15 protein-coding genes are annotated in these 17160 nt (G+C 67.8%); 13 read left to right on the top strand and 2 right to left on the bottom strand.

Going from position 1 to position 17160, the window contains the following annotated elements; translation table 11 throughout:
* The first annotated feature begins 103 nt into the window (after positions 1-103).
* The 10 genes from argC (at position 104) to QRM96_RS19450 (ending at position 10383) form a co-directional block, all read left to right on the top strand.
* Complete coding sequence (gene argC, locus QRM96_RS19405; RefSeq protein WP_285320617.1) at positions 104-1135, top strand: N-acetyl-gamma-glutamyl-phosphate reductase; 1032 nt, start codon at positions 104-106, stop codon at positions 1133-1135.
* Positions 1132-2298, top strand: a complete 1167-nt coding sequence (gene argJ / locus QRM96_RS19410) for a bifunctional glutamate N-acetyltransferase/amino-acid acetyltransferase ArgJ (RefSeq protein WP_285320618.1) — start codon at positions 1132-1134, stop codon at positions 2296-2298. Before argC ends, argJ begins: the two co-directional genes overlap by 4 nt.
* Positions 2299-2340: 42 nt before the next feature.
* A complete protein-coding gene (gene argB / locus QRM96_RS19415) occupies positions 2341-3300 on the top strand; it encodes an acetylglutamate kinase (protein WP_285320619.1) in 960 nt (319 codons plus the stop codon).
* Entirely contained in the window at positions 3297-4568 is a 1272-nt protein-coding gene (locus QRM96_RS19420) for an acetylornithine transaminase (RefSeq protein ID WP_285320620.1), read from the top strand. Before argB ends, QRM96_RS19420 begins: the two co-directional genes overlap by 4 nt.
* Positions 4565-5569: an ornithine carbamoyltransferase gene (gene argF, locus QRM96_RS19425; protein WP_285320621.1), complete on the top strand. Its 1005-nt coding sequence runs from the start codon at positions 4565-4567 to the stop codon at positions 5567-5569. The genes QRM96_RS19420 and argF overlap by 4 nt, the downstream gene beginning before the upstream one ends.
* A complete protein-coding gene (locus QRM96_RS19430) occupies positions 5566-6096 on the top strand; it encodes an arginine repressor (protein ID WP_018763591.1) in 531 nt (176 codons plus the stop codon). The genes argF and QRM96_RS19430 overlap by 4 nt, the downstream gene beginning before the upstream one ends.
* A 45-nt stretch (positions 6097-6141) precedes the next feature.
* Positions 6142-7347 (top strand): argininosuccinate synthase, encoded by a 1206-nt coding sequence (locus tag QRM96_RS19435; RefSeq protein WP_018763590.1) that lies wholly within the window; start codon positions 6142-6144, stop codon positions 7345-7347.
* A 5-nt stretch (positions 7348-7352) separates the two neighbouring features.
* Positions 7353-8837 (top strand): argininosuccinate lyase, encoded by a 1485-nt coding sequence (argH, locus tag QRM96_RS19440; RefSeq protein ID WP_285320622.1) that lies wholly within the window; start codon positions 7353-7355, stop codon positions 8835-8837.
* A gap of 223 nt (positions 8838-9060) precedes the next feature.
* The gene (locus QRM96_RS19445; RefSeq protein WP_285320623.1) at positions 9061-9609 is read left to right on the top strand and encodes a pyridoxine/pyridoxamine 5'-phosphate oxidase; all 549 of its coding nucleotides are present in this window, start codon (positions 9061-9063) and stop codon (positions 9607-9609) included.
* 36 nt (positions 9610-9645) lie between these two features.
* Entirely contained in the window at positions 9646-10383 is a 738-nt protein-coding gene (locus QRM96_RS19450; protein WP_285320624.1) for a maleylpyruvate isomerase family mycothiol-dependent enzyme, read from the top strand.
* A gap of 2 nt (positions 10384-10385) precedes the next feature.
* Here the strand turns inward: QRM96_RS19450 and QRM96_RS19455 are convergent, their stop codons facing one another.
* Positions 10386-10880: a methylated-DNA--[protein]-cysteine S-methyltransferase gene (locus tag QRM96_RS19455; protein ID WP_133832567.1), complete on the bottom strand. Its 495-nt coding sequence runs from the start codon at positions 10878-10880 to the stop codon at positions 10386-10388.
* Complete coding sequence (locus QRM96_RS19460) at positions 10877-12352, bottom strand: AlkA N-terminal domain-containing protein (RefSeq protein ID WP_285320625.1); 1476 nt, start codon at positions 12350-12352, stop codon at positions 10877-10879. The genes QRM96_RS19455 and QRM96_RS19460 overlap by 4 nt, the downstream gene beginning before the upstream one ends.
* Positions 12353-12470: 118 nt before the next feature.
* On the opposite strand from QRM96_RS19460, the gene QRM96_RS19465 reads away from it, so the two are divergent.
* From QRM96_RS19465 to tyrS, 3 genes are read left to right on the top strand one after another with little or no spacing between them, the layout of a single operon-like run.
* Positions 12471-13163, top strand: coding sequence for a DNA-3-methyladenine glycosylase (locus QRM96_RS19465; RefSeq protein ID WP_133832565.1), 693 nt, complete (start codon positions 12471-12473; stop codon positions 13161-13163).
* Positions 13164-13214: 51 nt separating this feature from the next.
* Positions 13215-15443, top strand: coding sequence for a HelD family protein (locus QRM96_RS19470; RefSeq protein WP_285320626.1), 2229 nt, complete (start codon positions 13215-13217; stop codon positions 15441-15443).
* 34 nt (positions 15444-15477) lie between these two features.
* Positions 15478-16791 (top strand): tyrosine--tRNA ligase, encoded by a 1314-nt coding sequence (gene tyrS, locus QRM96_RS19475; protein WP_285320627.1) that lies wholly within the window; start codon positions 15478-15480, stop codon positions 16789-16791.
* Positions 16792-17160: the final 369 nt, after the last annotated feature.

Here is a 17160-nt window from a genome sequence, read left to right on the forward strand (position 1 = left end):
GGACACCCTGTGCCGGACGGACACGGATGCGGAACAACCGTCCCCGGATTGCGCATGCATAAATATCGGCCCCATTGCATAATTATTGTTGTATGGTGGAGGCATGACTATTTCTGTTGCGGTTTCGGGAGCCAGCGGATACGCCGGGGGAGAGGTCCTCCGCCTCCTGGCCGGGCACCCCGGTGTGACCATCGGCGCAATTACGGCGCACAGCAACGCGGGCTCGCGGTTGGGCGAACTGCAGCCGCACCTGCACGGACTGGCAAGCCGGATCCTGGAAGACACCACGGTGGAGAACCTCTCCGGCCACGACGTCGTCTTCCTTGCCCTCCCGCATGGTGCTTCCGCCGAAATCGCCGCCCAGCTGCCGGAAGGAACGGTCGTCATTGATGCCGGAGCCGACCACCGGCTCGAGGACCCCGAGGCCTGGGAAAAGTTCTACGGTTCCGCCCACGCCGGCACCTGGCCGTACGGACTTCCGGAGTTGCCCGGCCAGCGCGAGGCCCTGAAGGGTGCCAGGCGCATCGCCGTCCCCGGCTGCTACCCCACCTCCGCCCTGCTGGCGCTCACTCCCGGGTTTGCAGCCCACCTGCTGGAGCCCGACGACGTCGTCATCGTTTCCGCCTCCGGCACCTCCGGCGCGGGCAAGGCGGCCAAGGTCAACCTCATCGGCTCCGAAGTGATGGGATCCATGAGCCCGTACGGAGTGGGCGGCGGACACCGGCACACACCGGAAATCGAGCAGGGACTGTCCAACGCGGCGGGGGAGCAGGTCACGGTGTCCTTCACCCCCACGCTGGCACCGATGAGCCGCGGAATCCTCACCACCGCCACGGCCAAGGTCAAGGCCGGCACCACCGCGACGCAGCTGCGCCAGGCCTGGACGGACGCGTACGATGACGAGCCGTTCGTCCATGTCCTGCCGGAAGGCCAGTGGCCAGCCACCAAGTCCGTCCAGGGCTCCAACCACGCCGCCATGCAGCTCGCCCTCGACCCCCACACCGGGCGCGTGATCGTGACCTGCGTGATTGACAACCTCACCAAGGGCACCGCCGGCGGCGCCGTCCAGTCCATGAACATCGCACTCGGCCTGCCGGAAACCGACGGCCTCAACCTGCAGGGAGTAGCCCCGTGACCATCACCGCACCCCAGGGATTCCGGGCAGCCGGCGTCACCGCCGGCCTCAAGGCTTCCGGCAACCCGGACCTCGCCCTCGTGGTCAACGACGGCCCGGCCAAGGCCGCGGCCGCCGTGTTCACCAGCAACCGGGTGGCAGCGGCTCCGGTCCACTGGTCCCGCCAGGTGGTCTCCGACGGCCGCGTTGACGCCGTGATCCTCAATTCCGGCGGCGCCAACGCCTGCACCGGCCCCACCGGCTTCCAGAACACCCACAGCACCGCGGAGAAAGTGGCAGAGGTCCTGGGGATTTCGGCCACCGACGTCTTTGTCTGCTCCACCGGCCTGATCGGTGAACAGCTGCCCATGGACAAGATCCTGCCGGGCGTCGAAGCGGCGGCGGCAGCATTGAGCGCCGACGGCGGTCCGGCGGCGGGCACCGCGATCATGACCACCGACAGCGTTCCCAAATCGGCGCTGTTCATCGGCACCGACGCCGACGGCCAGGAGTTCAGCATCGGCGGCATCGCCAAGGGTGCCGGCATGCTGGCCCCCGGCCTGGCCACCATGCTGGTAGTCCTCACCACCGACGCCGCCGTCGAATCCGAAATGCTCGACGTCGTCCTGCGGGACGCCACCCGCGTCACCTTCGACCGCGCCGACTCGGACGGCTGCATGTCCACCAACGACACCGTGGTCCTGCTGGCCTCCGGCGCGTCCGGGGCCGTACCTTCCGCAGCGGACTTCGGTGCCGGCCTCACCCAGGTCTGCGCCGAACTGGCCCGCAAACTGATCGCCGACGCCGAGGGCGCCAGCCACGACATCGCCATCCGCACCTTCAATGCCGCCAGCGAAGCGGACGCCGAAACGGTCAGCCGTTCCGTGGCCCGCTCCAACCTGTTCAAGGCCGCCATCTTTGGCAAGGACCCGAACTGGGGCCGCGTGCTGTCCGCCGTGGGCACAACGGACGCTGCGTTTGAACCGGACAAGCTCAACGTGGCCATGAACGGGATCCAGATCTGTCGCAACGGCAGCATCGGCGACGACCGGAGCCTGGTGGACCTGGAACCGCGCGAGGTCCTGGTGGAGATCGACCTGCAGGCAGGCGACGCCGAAGCCACCATCTGGACCAACGACCTCACCCACGACTACGTCCACGAGAACAGCGCCTACTCCAGCTAGGAGCTCCTGCTCCCGGCAGGAACCGCTGCGGAAAGTGACAGCATGAACACCCAGACGCGTGAAACCACCAGCATGTCCGCTGCCCAGGACAAGGCCGCGACCCTGATCGAGGCGCTGCCCTGGATCCAGCGGTTCGCAGGCACCACCATGGTGATCAAGTACGGCGGCAACGCCATGGTCAACGACGAACTCCGCCGGGCCTTCGCCGAGGACATCGTCTTCCTGCACCACGTGGGTATCCACCCGGTGGTGGTCCACGGCGGCGGCCCCCAGATCAACTCCATGCTCGGCCGGCTGGGCATCGAATCCGAGTTCAAAGGCGGCCTGCGCGTCACCACCCCGGAAGCCATGGACGTGGTCCGCATGGTCCTCACCGGCCAGGTGGGGCGCGAACTGGTGGGCCTGATCAACTCCCACGGGCCCTACGCCGTCGGCATGTCCGGCGAAGACGGCGGGCTGCTGCGCGCCGTCCGCACCGGCACCGTGGTGGACGGCGAAGACATCGACCTCGGGCTCGTGGGCGAGGTGGTCGGCGTCGACCCCGCGGGCATCGTGGACATCCTGGCCGCCGGCCGCATCCCGGTGATTTCCACTGTGGCCCCGGAGATTGTCGACGGCGGGGAGAACGTGCCAGGTGCCGGGCGTTTCCAGCCCACCGGCCAGGTCCTGAACGTCAACGCGGACACCGCGGCCGCCGCCGTCGCCTCGGCACTGGGCGCCTCCAAGCTGGTCATCCTGACCGACGTCGAAGGCCTGTATGCCAACTGGCCGGACAAGTCCTCCCTGATTTCATCGCTGACGGCCTCCGAGCTGCGGAAGATGCTGCCCCGGCTCGAATCGGGCATGATCCCCAAGATGGCCGCGTGCCTGAAGGCCATCGACGAGGGCGTGGAGCGCGCGCACATCGTGGACGGGCGCCTGCCCCACTCCATGCTTCTTGAAACATTTACGACGGCGGGCATCGGCACCCAGGTGGTCCCGGACGAGGAGAACAACGCATGAGTAAGCACACCGCAGAGGTTGAGCTTGTCGAAACCCCGGTGGCCGAACTGGTGCAAACCACGGGCCACGCGGGCTCCGAGTGGCTCTCCCGCTACTCCACCTCGCTGATGAACGTCTTCGGCACGCCCCAGCGCGTCCTGGTCCGCGGCGCCGGCTGCCTGGTGTGGGACGCCGACGGCAAGGAATACCTGGACCTGCTCGGCGGTATCGCCGTCAACGCCCTCGGCCACGCCCACCCCTTCGTGACATCAGTCATCGCCAGCCAGCTGGCAACCCTGGGCCATGTCTCGAACTTCTTCACCAGCCCCACGCAGGTGGCCTTGGCGGAGAAACTTTTGGAGCTCACCCACGCCCCTGCCGGGTCCAAGGTGTTCTTCAGCAACTCCGGCACGGAAGCGAACGAGGCAGCGTTCAAGCTTGCCCGCCGCAACACCGGCGCCGGCGACACCAAGCGGAGCAAAATCATCGCCCTCGAAGGCGCTTTCCATGGCCGGACCATGGGTGCCCTGGCGCTGACCGCCAAGGAAGCCTACCGGGCACCGTTCGAACCGCTGCCCGGTGGCGTGGTGCACATTCCGTTCGGCGACATCGCTGCGCTGCAGGCAGCAGTGGATGACACCGTTGCCGCCGTCTTCCTGGAGCCCATCCAGGGCGAGGCCGGCGTCCGGCCGCTGCCCCCGGGCTACCTGCAGGCTGCCCGTGAGGCCACCACCAAGGCGGGAGCACTCCTGATCCTCGACGAGGTCCAGACCGGCATCGGGCGGACCGGCAAGTGGCTGGCCAGCGAAGACGCCGGGATCGTCCCCGACGCCGTCACCCTGGCCAAGGGCCTCGGCGGCGGATTCCCCATCGGCGCCCTGATCACCATGGGTGAGAAGACGTCGTCGTTGCTGTCCGCCGGCCAGCACGGCACCACGTTCGGCGGCAACCCGGTGGCCACGGCGGCCGCCCTGGCCACCCTCCACGCGCTCGAAAGCCAGGACGTCCTGGCCAACGCCACCGCGGTGGGTGCGCACCTGCGCTCCGCACTGGCCGCGGTCCCCGGCGTCACCGAGGTCCGGGGTGAAGGGCTGCTGGTCGGCTTCGACCTCGACGCCGACGTCGCCCCCGCCGTCGTGCAGGCCGCCCTCGACGCAGGCTTCATCGTCAACAGTCCCGGCCCGCGCACCATCCGCCTGGCACCGCCGCTGATCCTCACCACAGCCCAGGCGGACACCTTCCTCGCCGCTTTCCCGGCAATCCTCCAGACAGCTAAGGACGCCCAGTGACCACCGCAACCCGGCACTTCCTCAAGGACACCGACCTCAGCCCCGCCGAGCAGGCAGAGGTCCTGGAACTCGCAGCCCGGATGAAGGCCGCTCCGTACAGCGTCCAGCCGTTCGCCACTGCGCGCAGCGGACGCAAGACCGTGGCCGTCATCTTCGACAAGACCTCCACCCGGACCCGCGTCTCGTTCGCCACGGGCATCGCCGACATGGGTGGCAATGCCCTGATCATCAATCCCGGCGAGGCGCAGATCGGGCACAAGGAATCCGTGGAGGACACCGCCAAGGTCCTCGAACGGATGGTGTCCACCATCGTTTGGCGCACCGGCGCGCACTCCGGGCTGGTGGCCATGGCTGCCAACTCCAAAGTCCCGGTCATCAACGCCCTGTGCGACGACTACCACCCTTGCCAGCTCCTGGCCGACCTCCTCGCCGTCAAGGAGCACAAGGGCGAACTGAAGGGGCTCACCATGAGCTACCTCGGCGACGCCGCCAACAACATGGCCAACTCCTACCTGCTGGCCGGCGTCACGGCCGGGATGCACGTCCGCATTGCCGGGCCGGAAGGCTACCTGCCGGCCGCGGACATCGTGGCGGCCGCGAAGGAACGGGCGGCCGAAACCGGCGGTTCCGTGCTGGTCACCACCGATGCGAAGGAAGCCCTGCAGGGAGCGGACGTGGTGGCCACCGACACGTGGGTTTCCATGGGGCAGGAAGCCGAGAAGGAAGCACGGCTCCAGCTGTTCCGGGACTACTCCGTCGATTCGGACGCCCTGGCACTCGCCGCGGAAGACGCCGTCGTGCTCCACTGCCTGCCTGCCTATCGCGGTTACGAAATCTCAGCGGACGTCATCGACGGACCCCAGTCCATCGTCTGGGACGAGGCGGAAAACCGCCTGCACGCCCAGAAGGCCCTGATGGCCTGGCTGATGCACCGGTCCGGCCTGGCCGTCGTTGACGGCCTTTCCCCCGTTGAAGGTGCCGGGGAGAGCACGTTCCAGTGACCGCCCAGCCGTCCTCCCCGGGCAGCAGCCCGGCCACCAAGACCGCCCGGCAGGCACGCATCACCGCCATCCTTACCGGGCAGTCCGTTCGTTCGCAGGCTGAGCTTGCGGCGCTGCTGGCGGACGACGGCGTGCAGGTCACCCAGGCAACCCTGTCCCGGGACCTGGTGGAACTGGGTGCGGTCCGCGTCCGTGGCAAGGAAGGCGTCCTGGTGTACGCCGTCCCCGGCGAAGGCGGTGAACGGGCCGCGAAGAGCGGCGTCACGCAGGAAATCCTGGACGCGCGGCTGGCCCGGCTGTGCAGCGAACTGCTGGTCACGGCGGAAGCCTCCGCCAACATCGCCGTCCTGCGGACCCCGCCCGGTGCCGCGAACTTCCTGGCCCTGGCCATCGACCACTCGGTGATGCCATCCATCCTGGGCACCATCGCAGGGGACGACACCGTCCTGCTGGTGTCACGCGATCCGCTGGGCGGCCCGGACCTCGCAGCCCGCTTCCTGCAACTGGCCGAGGAAGCCGGGCAATAAGCTTGACGTCAGAACATCAACCAACCCCAACAAGGAGCATTTAAAGTGACTGAACGCATTGTGCTGGCCTACTCCGGCGGCCTGGACACGTCAGTAGCCATCGGCTGGATCGGTGAAGCCACCGGTGCCGAGGTCATCGCCGTGGCGGTCGACGTCGGGCAGGGCGGCGAATCTCTGGAAACCATCCGCCAGCGCGCCCTCGGTTGCGGCGCCGTCGAGGCCTACGTCGCAGACGCCTCGGACGAGTTCGCCAACGAATACTGCGTGCCCACGCTGAAGGCCAACGCCCTGTACCAGGGCCACTACCCGCTGGTGTCCGCCATTTCCCGCCCGGTGATCGTCAAGCACCTGGTGAAGGCCGCCCGCGAATTCGGCGCCACCACCGTGGCCCACGGCTGCACCGGCAAGGGCAACGACCAGGTCCGCTTCGAAGTGGGCATCCAGACCCTCGGCCCGGACCTGAAGTGCATCGCCCCGGTCCGCGACCTCGCCCTGACCCGCGACAAGGCCATCGCCTTCGCCGAGGAAAAGGGACTGCCCATCGAGACCACCAAGAAGAACCCGTACTCGATCGACCAGAACGTCTGGGGCCGCGCCGTGGAAACCGGCTACCTCGAGGACATCTGGAACGCCCCCACCAAGGACATCTACGACTACACCGCCACCCCGGAGTTCCCGCCGGCACCGGATGAAGTCACCATCTCCTTCGAGGCAGGCGTCCCCGTCGCGATCGACGGCGTCAAGGTCACCCCGCTGCAGGCCATCAAGGAACTCAACCGCCGCGCCGGTGCCCAGGGCGTGGGCCGCATCGACGTCGTCGAGGACCGCCTGGTGGGCATCAAGTCCCGCGAAATCTACGAGGCCCCCGGTGCCATGGCGCTGATCACCGCGCACAAGCACCTGGAGGACATCACCATCGAGCGCGAGCAGGCCCGCTTCAAGGCCACCGTTGGCCAGCGCTGGGCCGAACTTGTCTACGACGGACAGTGGTTCTCCCCGCTCAAGCGCTCCCTGGACGCCTTCATCGAGGACACCCAGAAGTACGTCTCCGGCGACATCCGCATGACCCTCCACGGTGGCCAGGCCATCGTCAACGGCCGCCGCTCCGACACCTCGCTGTACGACTTCTCGCTGGCCACCTACGACACCGGCGACACCTTCGACCAGTCCCAGGCCAAGGGCTTCATCGAGCTGTGGGGCATGTCCGCCAAGGTTGCCTCCGGCCGCGACATCCGCGTCGCAGGAAAGTAGCCCGGATGGCTGAGCAGAATTCCAAGCAGGGCCCACGAGCGCAGGGGTCCCCGGCCGAGCGCAGCGAGGTTGGGGTGCGCTCGGGGACGAACACGGGTGCGTTGTGGGGCGGCCGGTTCGCCGGCGGCCCCGCGGACGCCCTCGCGGCGCTGAGCAAGTCCACGCACTTCGACTGGCGCCTGGCCCGTTACGACATAGCCGGCTCCAAGGCGCACGCGCGCGTGCTGCACAAGGCCGGACTGCTTGACGACGGCGAGCTGGCGGGAATGCTGGATGCCCTGGACCGCCTGGACGCGGACGTCGCCTCCGGCGCGTACACTCCGGCCGAGTCCGACGAGGACGTGCACGGTTCGCTGGAACGCGGCCTGATCGAGCGCGCCGGTGCCCAGCTCGGCGGCAAGCTCCGCGCCGGCCGGTCGCGTAACGACCAGGTGGCCACTTTGGGCCGGATGTTCCTGCGCGACCATGCACGGATCATTGCCCGGGGCGTCCTGGCAACAGTGGATGCCCTGGTGGAGCAGGCCAAGGCGCACCACGGTGTTGCCATGCCGGGCCGCACCCACCTGCAGCACGCCCAGCCGGTCCTGCTCAGCCACCACCTGCTGGCCCACGCCTGGGCGCTGCTGCGCGACGTGCAGCGGCTCCAGGACTGGGACAAGCGGGCCGGGGTCTCGCCCTACGGCTCCGGTGCGCTGGCCGGCTCCTCGTTGGGGCTGGACCCCGAAGCGGTGGCGGCTGACCTTGGGTTCTACTCGGCCACGCACAACTCGATCGACGGCACCGCGTCCCGCGACGTCTTCGCCGAGTTCGCCTGGGTTTGCTCGATGATCGGCGTGGACCTGTCCCGGATCTCCGAGGAAGTGATCTTCTGGGCCACGAAGGAGTTCTCCTTCGTCACCCTGCACGATTCCTATTCCACCGGCTCCTCGATCATGCCGCAGAAGAAGAACCCGGACGTGGCAGAGCTGGCCCGCGGCAAGGCAGGGCGCCTGATCGGCAACCTGACCGGGCTGCTGGCCACGCTTAAGGGCCTGCCGCTCGCGTACAACCGCGACCTGCAGGAGGACAAGGAACCGGTGTTTGACGCCGCCGACACCCTGGAGCTGTTGCTCCCGGCCGTCTCCGGCATGATCGCCACCCTAAAGTTCAATACGGAACGGATGGAGTCCCTGGCCCCGCAGGGTTTCGCTCTGGCCACGGACATCGCCGAGTGGCTGGTCCGCCAGGGCGTGCCGTTCCGCGAGGCGCACGAGCTCTCCGGTGCCGCGGTCAAGCAGGCCGAGTCCCGCGGCGTTGAGCTGTGGGATCTGACGGATGAGGAGTACGCCGCCATTTCGGAGCACCTCACGCCGGAGGTCCGCACGGTCCTGTCCACGGAAGGTTCGCTGAACAGCCGCAACTCCCAGGGCGGCACGGCACCGGCCGCCGTCGAACGCCAGCTTGTCGCCCTGGAGGGTGAACTCGCGGACGTCCGGGCGTACGCCGGCTGAAACGCCCGCTCACTTCCTGCCGGTTTTGGGCCAACGCCCGCTCACTTCCTGCAGGTTTTGCGTCAACGCCCGCTCACTTCCTTTACGGAAGTGAGCGGGCGTTGGCGTTTTAAGGGCAGAAGTGAGCGGGCGTTGGTAGTTCCACTGCAATACCTGAGCGGGCGTCGGGGGCGGGCGCGGGTGGTTGGGCGTGCTGAAACCCGCATGTGGCTAGGCTGGGTCCATGAGCGAAACGTTCCGGAAGTTCCTTCGCACGCTGCCCGATTTCCCGGCCGACCTGCCCGCCTTCCATCCCGGCAGTGCCCCGCGGGATCCGGCTTTGCTCTTCAAACAATGGCTGGACGAGGCCTTGGATGCGGGGGAGCAGCAGCCGCACGCGTTCAGCCTCGCCACGGTGGATGCCGCGTCCGGCGGGGGCCCGCAGCCTTCTTCCCGGATGCTGATCCTGAAGAACATTGACGACGACGGCTGGCACTTCGCCACGTCCCGCACCTCCCGCAAGGGCAGGGAACTCACGGCGGAGCCCAGGGCCGCGATGAACTTTTACTGGCCACGCCTCGGCCGGCAGGTCCGGCTCGCCGGGACGGTGACCGGGCTCTCCGCCGAAGCCTCCAGCCTCGACTGGCACGAACGGCCCCGCGCAGACGGCACCGACAACCCGAATTGGCAGCTCTACGCACTCCAGCCTCGCGAGATTGAGTTCTGGCAGGCAGCCGCCGACGGGCGGCACGTCCGGCACCGCGTTGGCCCGGACGGAACGCCGCTGGAATAGCCGCCGGCGCGCCGGGCGCTCCGCTAGGCTGGCCGCATGACCTCACCTTCCCCTGCGGCGCTCCAGGCCGAACTGCACAAGGCGGCCGACGCGCTTGCCGCCGCCCTGGACCGCCTTCCCGACGGCGGCGAACAGGCGCCGTCAACGCTTCCCGGCTGGAGCCGCGGCCACCTGCTGGCCCACATCGCCGGCATCTGCGACGCCCTCGCCCGGCAGGTGGAGCACGGCCGCCGCGGCGAAAAGGTGGCGCTCTACGACGGCGGCGTAGAGGGACGCAACCGTGCCATCGATCTTGCAGCGGGGCACAGCCTCGGCCAGCACCGCGCCGACATCACCGCAGCCCTCCACCGTGCGCTGGCCGCCTTCGATGCTCTGACCGGTCCTGAGTGGCAGACGCCAATCGCCTTCCGCGACGGAGTCATCTACGACGCAGGCCTGGCGCTGTGGCGCGAACTTGTCATCCACACCTCGGACCTGGATGCCGGCACGGGCCCCGAAACCTGGAACGGGGCCTTCTGCTCGCACCTTTTCGACTTCCTGGCCGCCCGGGTTCCCACGGGAACCCGGCTGGTCCTGCAGCCCGTTGCCCTGCCGCCGATGGGACTCGGCGCCGGCGGCAGCACCGTCGTCGTCAGCGGCATGGTCACTGACATCGCCGCGTGGCTCGCAGGCAGGCAGCCATCGCTGGACAGCCTGCGGGCCACCGCCGCCGGCGACGGCACGGACCTCCCGGAGCTGCTGCCCTGGCCATCGGCGATACCGGACCCCAAGTAGCCCTACGCGGCCTCGCGGGCCAGCAGGCTCTCCTTGATAGGCAGGCCCCAGCGGAACCCGCCCAAAGAGCCGTCAGTCCGGATCACCCGGTGGCATGGGACAAAAAGGGCCGCCGCGTTAAAGGCGCACGCACTGGCCGCCGCCCGCACTGCCTTGGGGTTCCCTGCCAGGGCCGCGTACTCGCTGTACGTCACCGGGAAACCCGGTTTGACCTCCCGCAGCACATCCCAGGCGTGCGCGCGGAACGGCCCGGACCGCTGCAGGACCGGGACGGCCATGGCGGGCGCCGGGTCGCCGTCGTAGAAGGCCTCGACGGCGGACGAGATTCCCGCCAGGCCGGCCACCTCCTCCACGTCCTCGGGACGCAGCGCGGGGTGGACCTGCCCGATCAATTCCGGCAGGCCGGCCGTCCAGCCCGAGGCCAGGACCATGCCGTCCCTGGCGAGGATGGTAAACGGACCGTCCGGGGTGGACAGTTGCAGCAGTTGGGCTTTCATGGCATCCCTTTCGCGGGGGTGGATGGAGTGGCGGGCCGTGCCGCGGCGCGCCACAAGTGCATGGTGGCGTAGGAACGCCAGGGGCTGGTTTCCCGGAAGTCCGGTGTGAGGGTGTGGCCTCCGGTGCCGAGGGCGCGGATGCCGTTCCGGACGGCGGCGTCGTTGGCGAGGAAGATGTCCGGGGCGCCCAGGACGCGCATTGCCACGTATCCCACCGTCCATGGTCCCACCCCCGGCAGGGGAAGCAGGGCCCCGGTGAGGCTTGGCACATCGTCGCCGTACCCGAATTCGAGCCGCCCGCCGGCCATCGCATCCGCCGCGTTCAGCAGCGATTCGATCCTTCGCCGGGGTCCGCGCAGCACATGCCCCGCTGCGGCGATCTGCGCCGGCGTCGGAAACAGCCGTTCCAGGCCCCCGCAGGGGGCGCTGGCGGGGCTGCCGGCGGCGGCCAGTTGCGTGAGTGCGGTCCGGGCGGCCGCCACCGTGATCTGCTGCCCCACCATGGCCCGCACCAACAGTTCCTGCGGGTCCAGCGCCCCGGGCAGCCTCATCCCGGGGGCAGCTGAAACGGAGTCCGCCAGTCGGGGGTCCGCAGCAAGGGTGCTGTCGATCGCTTCCGGGTCCGCGTCGAGATCGAACAGCCGCCTCACGCGGCTCAGCAGCGCCGGCAGGTCGCGCAGGTCCACCGCGCCGACGGTGAGGGTCAGCGGCCGCCCCCGCGCGGCGTCGTCGTACTCCACCCGGAACCGGGCGTCGCCGTGCGGGAGGCGGAGGGTCCGGGCATAGGAGGTGGGCGTGCCCTCCTCGATTCCCGGAATGGCACGCACGGCCAGGAAGGAGAAAATACCGGTATCGAAGGGCGCCCGGTAGGGCAGGCTCAGGGTCAGGGCGGTGGCGCCCCCGGCGGCTGCCGGATGCCGGGTGGTCCGCCGCAGTGCCGTGGGGGTCAGGTCGAAGACTTCGGCAATGGTGTCGTTGAACTGCCGGATGCTGCTGAAACCGGCTGCGAAGGCCACATCCGCAAACTTCATGGACGTGGACACCAACAGGGTGCGCGCCGTCTGTGCCCTCGCCGCCCGGGCCAGCGACAACGGACCGGCACCCAGTTCCTGGCCGAGGATGCGGTTGAGCTGCCGGGCGGAGTAGCCCAGCCGGGCAGCAAGACCCGCCACACCGTCCCGGTTGATGACGCCATCGTTGATCAGGCGCATCGCCCGGCCGGCAACGTCTTGGCGCACGTTCCATGCCGGTGTCCCCGGGACAGCCTCCGGCAGGCAACGTTTGCAGGCCCGGTACCCTGCCTCGTGGGCGGCCGCGGACGTCTCGTAGAACGTCACGTTCGATGCCTTTGGCGTCCGGGCCGGGCACGAGGGACGGCAATAGATCCCGGTGGTGCGGACGGCTGTGAAGAACTGGCCATCGAACCGGGGGTCGCGGGCATCGATTGCCCGGTAGCGCTGCCAGAAGTCCATGCCTCCATCCTGCCAGCCCCGCACCACTGCTACTAGCGGAAATCGGACATCGCCGTGGTTGGTGCCGGATGCCCGTTGGTTCCCGCGGGAACAGCGGATTTCTGGGTACAGTCGAGCAATGGATGAGAGCCCTTCAACCACCGGGCTGCTCCGGGATTTCCTGTCCGGGGACGCCCGGGAACTCGCGCCGCTGCTGCTTGGCGCCGTGCTGACCCACGAGTCCCGGGACGGCACCGTGTCCGTGCGGTTGACCGAGGTGGAGGCCTACCTTGGGCCGGAGGACTCCCTGCATCCCGATCCCGGCTCGCACACCTACCGCGGCCCGACGCCCCGCAACGCGCCGATGTTCGGTCCCGCCGGGCACCTCTACGTCTACTTCACCTACGGCATGCATCACTGCACCAACATCGTGTGCGGACCCGACGGGGTGGCTTCCGCCCTGCTGCTGCGGGCCGGGGAAATCGTCGGCGGGCTGGACGTGGCGCAACGCCGGCGTCCGACGTCGAAAACCCCCGCCGACCTTGCCAGCGGCCCGGCCCGCCTGGCCAAGGCGCTGGGCATGACGACGGCGGACAGCGGCCGGGATGCGCTGGCACCGCCGTTCGGGCTGGAGCTTCCCTCCGGTCCGGCCGGTCCCGTCAGTTCCGGTCCGCGGGTGGGCGTGGCCGGGGCCGGGGGATCGGACCGCTACGCCTGGCGGTTCTGGCTCACCGGCGACCCCACGGTTTCCAAATACAAGGCAGCCAAGCCGCGGACCCGGAGGCCCGCGGCCGGCGGGCCGCCCGGGGCCGGCACGTTTCGCCTGCGTTAATCGAAATGGTTGTAGAATGGACGGTCTGTCTTTCGCGATAGGGGAACGTTGATGCTCGACGCCGAATTGGCCCACGAACGGGACTATGTTGCCGGCCTGTATGCCCGGCTGGAGGAGCTCCGTGAGGAAAAGCGCCGCCAACTGGCGCAGGTCCGCCGTGCCGGAGCCGTGGGCACCATGCAGAACGTTTCCGAACGTGATGCGTTTGCCGCACTGTATGAGGACCGCCTGGCCCAGCTGGACGCCGTGGATGACCGGCTGGTGTTCGGCCGGCTGGACCTGGATTCCGGCGAGGCCCAGTACATCGGGCGCATCGGGCTGACCACCGAGGACCTGCAGCGGTTGATGGTGGACTGGCGGGCACCCGAGGCCGGCCACTTCTACCAGGCCACCGCCTTCGACCGGCAGGGTGTGCGGCGCCGCCGGCACCTGATCCTGCAGGGCCGCGACGTCAAAGCCATCGAGGACGACGTCCTTGACGCAGGCATGCTGACGGACGCCGAATCGCTCCAGGGCGAAGGGGCCCTGCTCGCCGCCCTGAACTCCAAGCGGACCGGCCGGATGTCGGACATCGTCAGCACCATCCAGTCCGAGCAGGACCGCATCATCCGGTCCTCGATCTCCGGTGCCGTGGTGGTCCAGGGCGGCCCCGGCACGGGCAAGACCGCCGTGGCGCTGCACCGCGCCGCCTACCTGCTCTACACCCATCGTGACCGGCTCAAGAGCGCCGGCGTCCTGCTGGTGGGGCCGTCGTCGTCGTTCATGAAATACATCGAACGGGTGCTGCCCTCGCTCGGCGAGACGGGGGTTGTCATGGCCAGCGTTGGCCGCTTGATGCCGGGCATCCACGCCGTGCCCGAAACCAACGCCGACGTGGCGGCCATCAAGGGTCGCCTGGACATGGCCGCCATCGTGGCCAACGCCGTGTCCAACCGGATGCGTGTCCCCGCCCGGAACCGGATCCTCGAGGTGGACGGGCGCAAGCTGACCTTGACGCCCCGGCAGGTCCGTCGTGCCCGGGAACGTGCACGCGCCACCGGGAAGCCGTACAACGAAGCCCGGGTGACGTTCGTCAAGATCCTGCTGCGCGAGCTGACCGAGCAGATGACCGAACTCGTTGAGGCCGGGAGCATCGGGAACAATGCGGACCGCTCGTACCTGACCGAGGATGTGCGCACTGCCCGGGACGTGCGGATTGCGCTGAACTTGTGCTGGATGCCGATGACTCCGGAAAAGCTGATCTCGGACCTCTTCAGCAAGCCGGAAATCCTGGAATTCTGCACCCCCAACATGACACCGGAGGAGCGGGCGCTGCTGCTGCGCCCCGCCGACGCTCCCTGGACCGAGCCGGACGTGCCGCTGCTGGATGAGGCCGCCGAGCTGCTGGGCGAGCTGGACCCGGCCGCCGGACGGGGGCTGGCCCAGCAGGAGCACGACCGGGCCCGGGACCTTGCCAACGCAAAACAGACCCTGGTCAACATGCAGGCTGCCGGCGTGGACCCGCTGATGTCCGCTGAGGAGCTTGCTGAACAGAACCAGGAGCAGGGCGCCCGGCAGACCGCTGCCGAGCGTGCCACGAGTGACCGGACCTGGGCATTCGGGCACATCGTGGTGGACGAGGCGCAGGAACTCTCGCCCATGCAGTGGCGGCTGCTGGTCCGGCGCTGCCCGCTGAAGTCCTTCACCATCGTGGGGGACATCGCCCAGACCAGTTCCGTGGCCGGTGCCAACTCCTGGCAGGGCGCACTGGCCCCGATGTTCGGTGACCGGTGGCAGCTGGAAGAGTTGACGGTCAATTACCGTACGCCGTCCCAGATCGCCGAGGCCGCGGTCAGAATGGCCAACGCCGCCGGCCTGGTGGTGTCCGCTCCTAAGGCCGTACGTGAAGGACGCTGGTCACCCATCATCGATGAGGTTGCTGCCGGCGGCGTGGTGGACCGGCTTCTCGAGGTCCTTCCGGAGGAGTTGGGAGCGCTCGACGGCGGCCTGCTCGCCGTCATCGCCGACGGTGACCTCCTGCCCCAGGCAACTTCCGCCCTGCGTGCGGCCTACGGCCGGCGGATCGGTACCGGCGCGGGAAGCTACGAACAGGACATCGTGGTAATCAGCCCGCGCGAGGCGAAGGGACTGGAGTTCGACGGTGTGGTGGTGCTGGAACCTTCCGTCATGCTCAACCACGAGCACGGCAAGGTGGGGGATCTCTACGTTGCCATGACCCGCGCCACGCAGCGGCTCCGGTTGATTGCCGCAGAACCTGTACCGGCCGGAATAGCCGGCTGACCGGGGTCCCGGCGTTACTGCTAACTTAGGAAGCGTGCCTGAACTGAACAACCTCAAACCGCAGCGCAACGACCCCACTTTCGCCAACATTTGGCAGGAACTGAAGTGGCGTGGGCTGGTCCATGTCTCCACGGACGAAGCAGAGCTGGAGAAGCTCCTCGCCAATGGGCCGGTCACCTACTATTGCGGCTTCGACCCCACCGCGCCGAGCCTGCACCTGGGCAACCTGGTCCAGCTGCTGGTCATGCGGCGGCTCCAGCTGGCCGGGCATAAACCGCTGGGGCTGGTTGGCGGTTCCACCGGCATGATCGGCGATCCCCGTCCGACGGCGGAGCGCACCTTGAACACCAAGGACACGGTTGCGGAGTGGGTCGGCTACCTCCAGGCCCAAGTCAGCCGCTTCCTCAGCTTTGAAGGGGACAACGCTGCAAGGATCGTGAACAACCTGGACTGGACGGCGCCGTTGAGCGCCATCGACTTCCTGCGTGAAGTGGGCAAGCACTTCCGGGTGGGCACCATGCTGCGCAAGGACGCTGTGGCCTCCCGGCTGAACTCCGATGAAGGCATCAGCTACACCGAATTCAGCTACCAGATCCTGCAGGGCATGGACTACCTCCAGCTCTACCGCGACTACGGCTGCGTACTGCAGACCGGCGGCTCCGACCAGTGGGGCAACCTCACCAGCGGTACGGAGCTGATCCGCAAGGTGGAGGGCAAGAGCGTACACGCCCTCGGCACTCCCTTGATCACCAACTCCGATGGAACCAAGTTCGGCAAGAGCGAGGGCAACGCCATTTGGCTCGATGCCGGCATGTGCAGCCCGTATGCGTTCTACCAGTTCTGGCTCAACACGTCCGATGCCGACGTCGTGGACCGGCTCAAGGTCTTCACCTTCCTGACGCGGGCCGAGATCGAAGAGATCGCAGTTTCGGTGGCGGAGCGTCCCTTTGCCAGGGAAGGCCAGCGGAAGTTGGCTTTCGAGGTCACCTCGCTGGTGCATGGCGTCGACGCCACCGAGAAGGTCATTGCCGCCTCGGCGGCGCTCTTTGGCAACGGCGACCTGGCCGCGCTGGACAAGGCAACCCTGCAGGCGGCAACCTCCGAACTTCCCACCACCACGGTGCAGGTGGACGGGATGGGAATCGTCGACCTCCTGGTGGCGTCCGGACTTTCTGAAAGCAAGTCGGCTGCCCGGAGAACCGTGGGGGAGGGCGGCGCCTACGTTAACAACGAGAAAGTCTCGGATCCTGAGGCCGTGATTTCCGAGTCTGAACTCCTGCATGGCCAGTATTTGCTCCTGCGCAGGGGCAAGAAGAACCTGGCCACGGTTGAGGTGCTGGTTCCCTAGCACCTTCGGATGCTTGATGCACGCCTCCCGGCAGCCGATTTGCACGGCCGCCGGGGGGCGTGTATTGTTTTCTGAGTCGCCGCCGCTGAGTGGCGACAACCCCCAACTGATGAGAAGCAATTCTTACCGCGCACAGCGTGGAACTGGAGAAATTGCTTCCCATTCTGCTGGGCGGATTCATTCCACCGAGTGAATTCCGGAAAAATAACCGGATTTGCGAAAGTGAATATGAATGGAATAAGATGGAAACATCGCAGCGAAGAAATACGGAATATATAATTCAGTTTAGTGAATTTCTTCCGGGAATATTCGAATGTGTCTGTTGTTTGAGAACTCAATAGTGTGCCAAGTTTGTTGATACCAATTGTT

It is taken from the genome of Pseudarthrobacter sp. lyk4-40-TYG-27 (assembly GCF_030209295.1).
Classification (GTDB): domain Bacteria; phylum Actinomycetota; class Actinomycetes; order Actinomycetales; family Micrococcaceae; genus Arthrobacter.

Coding starts and splice junctions, on each gene's coding strand:
- argC (WP_285320617.1), top strand. CDS start 104: ATGACTATTTCTGTTGCGGTTTCGGGAGCCAGCGGATACGCCGGGGGA.
- argB (WP_285320619.1), top strand. CDS start 2,341: ATGAACACCCAGACGCGTGAAACCACCAGCATGTCCGCTGCCCAGGAC.
- QRM96_RS19420 (WP_285320620.1), top strand. CDS start 3,297: ATGAGTAAGCACACCGCAGAGGTTGAGCTTGTCGAAACCCCGGTGGCC.
- argH (WP_285320622.1), top strand. CDS start 7,353: ATGGCTGAGCAGAATTCCAAGCAGGGCCCACGAGCGCAGGGGTCCCCG.
- QRM96_RS19445 (WP_285320623.1), top strand. CDS start 9,061: ATGAGCGAAACGTTCCGGAAGTTCCTTCGCACGCTGCCCGATTTCCCG.
- QRM96_RS19450 (WP_285320624.1), top strand. CDS start 9,646: ATGACCTCACCTTCCCCTGCGGCGCTCCAGGCCGAACTGCACAAGGCG.
- QRM96_RS19455 (WP_133832567.1), bottom strand. CDS start 10,880: ATGAAAGCCCAACTGCTGCAACTGTCCACCCCGGACGGTCCGTTTACC.
- QRM96_RS19460 (WP_285320625.1), bottom strand. CDS start 12,352: ATGGACTTCTGGCAGCGCTACCGGGCAATCGATGCCCGCGACCCCCGG.
- QRM96_RS19465 (WP_133832565.1), top strand. CDS start 12,471: ATGGATGAGAGCCCTTCAACCACCGGGCTGCTCCGGGATTTCCTGTCC.
- QRM96_RS19470 (WP_285320626.1), top strand. CDS start 13,215: ATGCTCGACGCCGAATTGGCCCACGAACGGGACTATGTTGCCGGCCTG.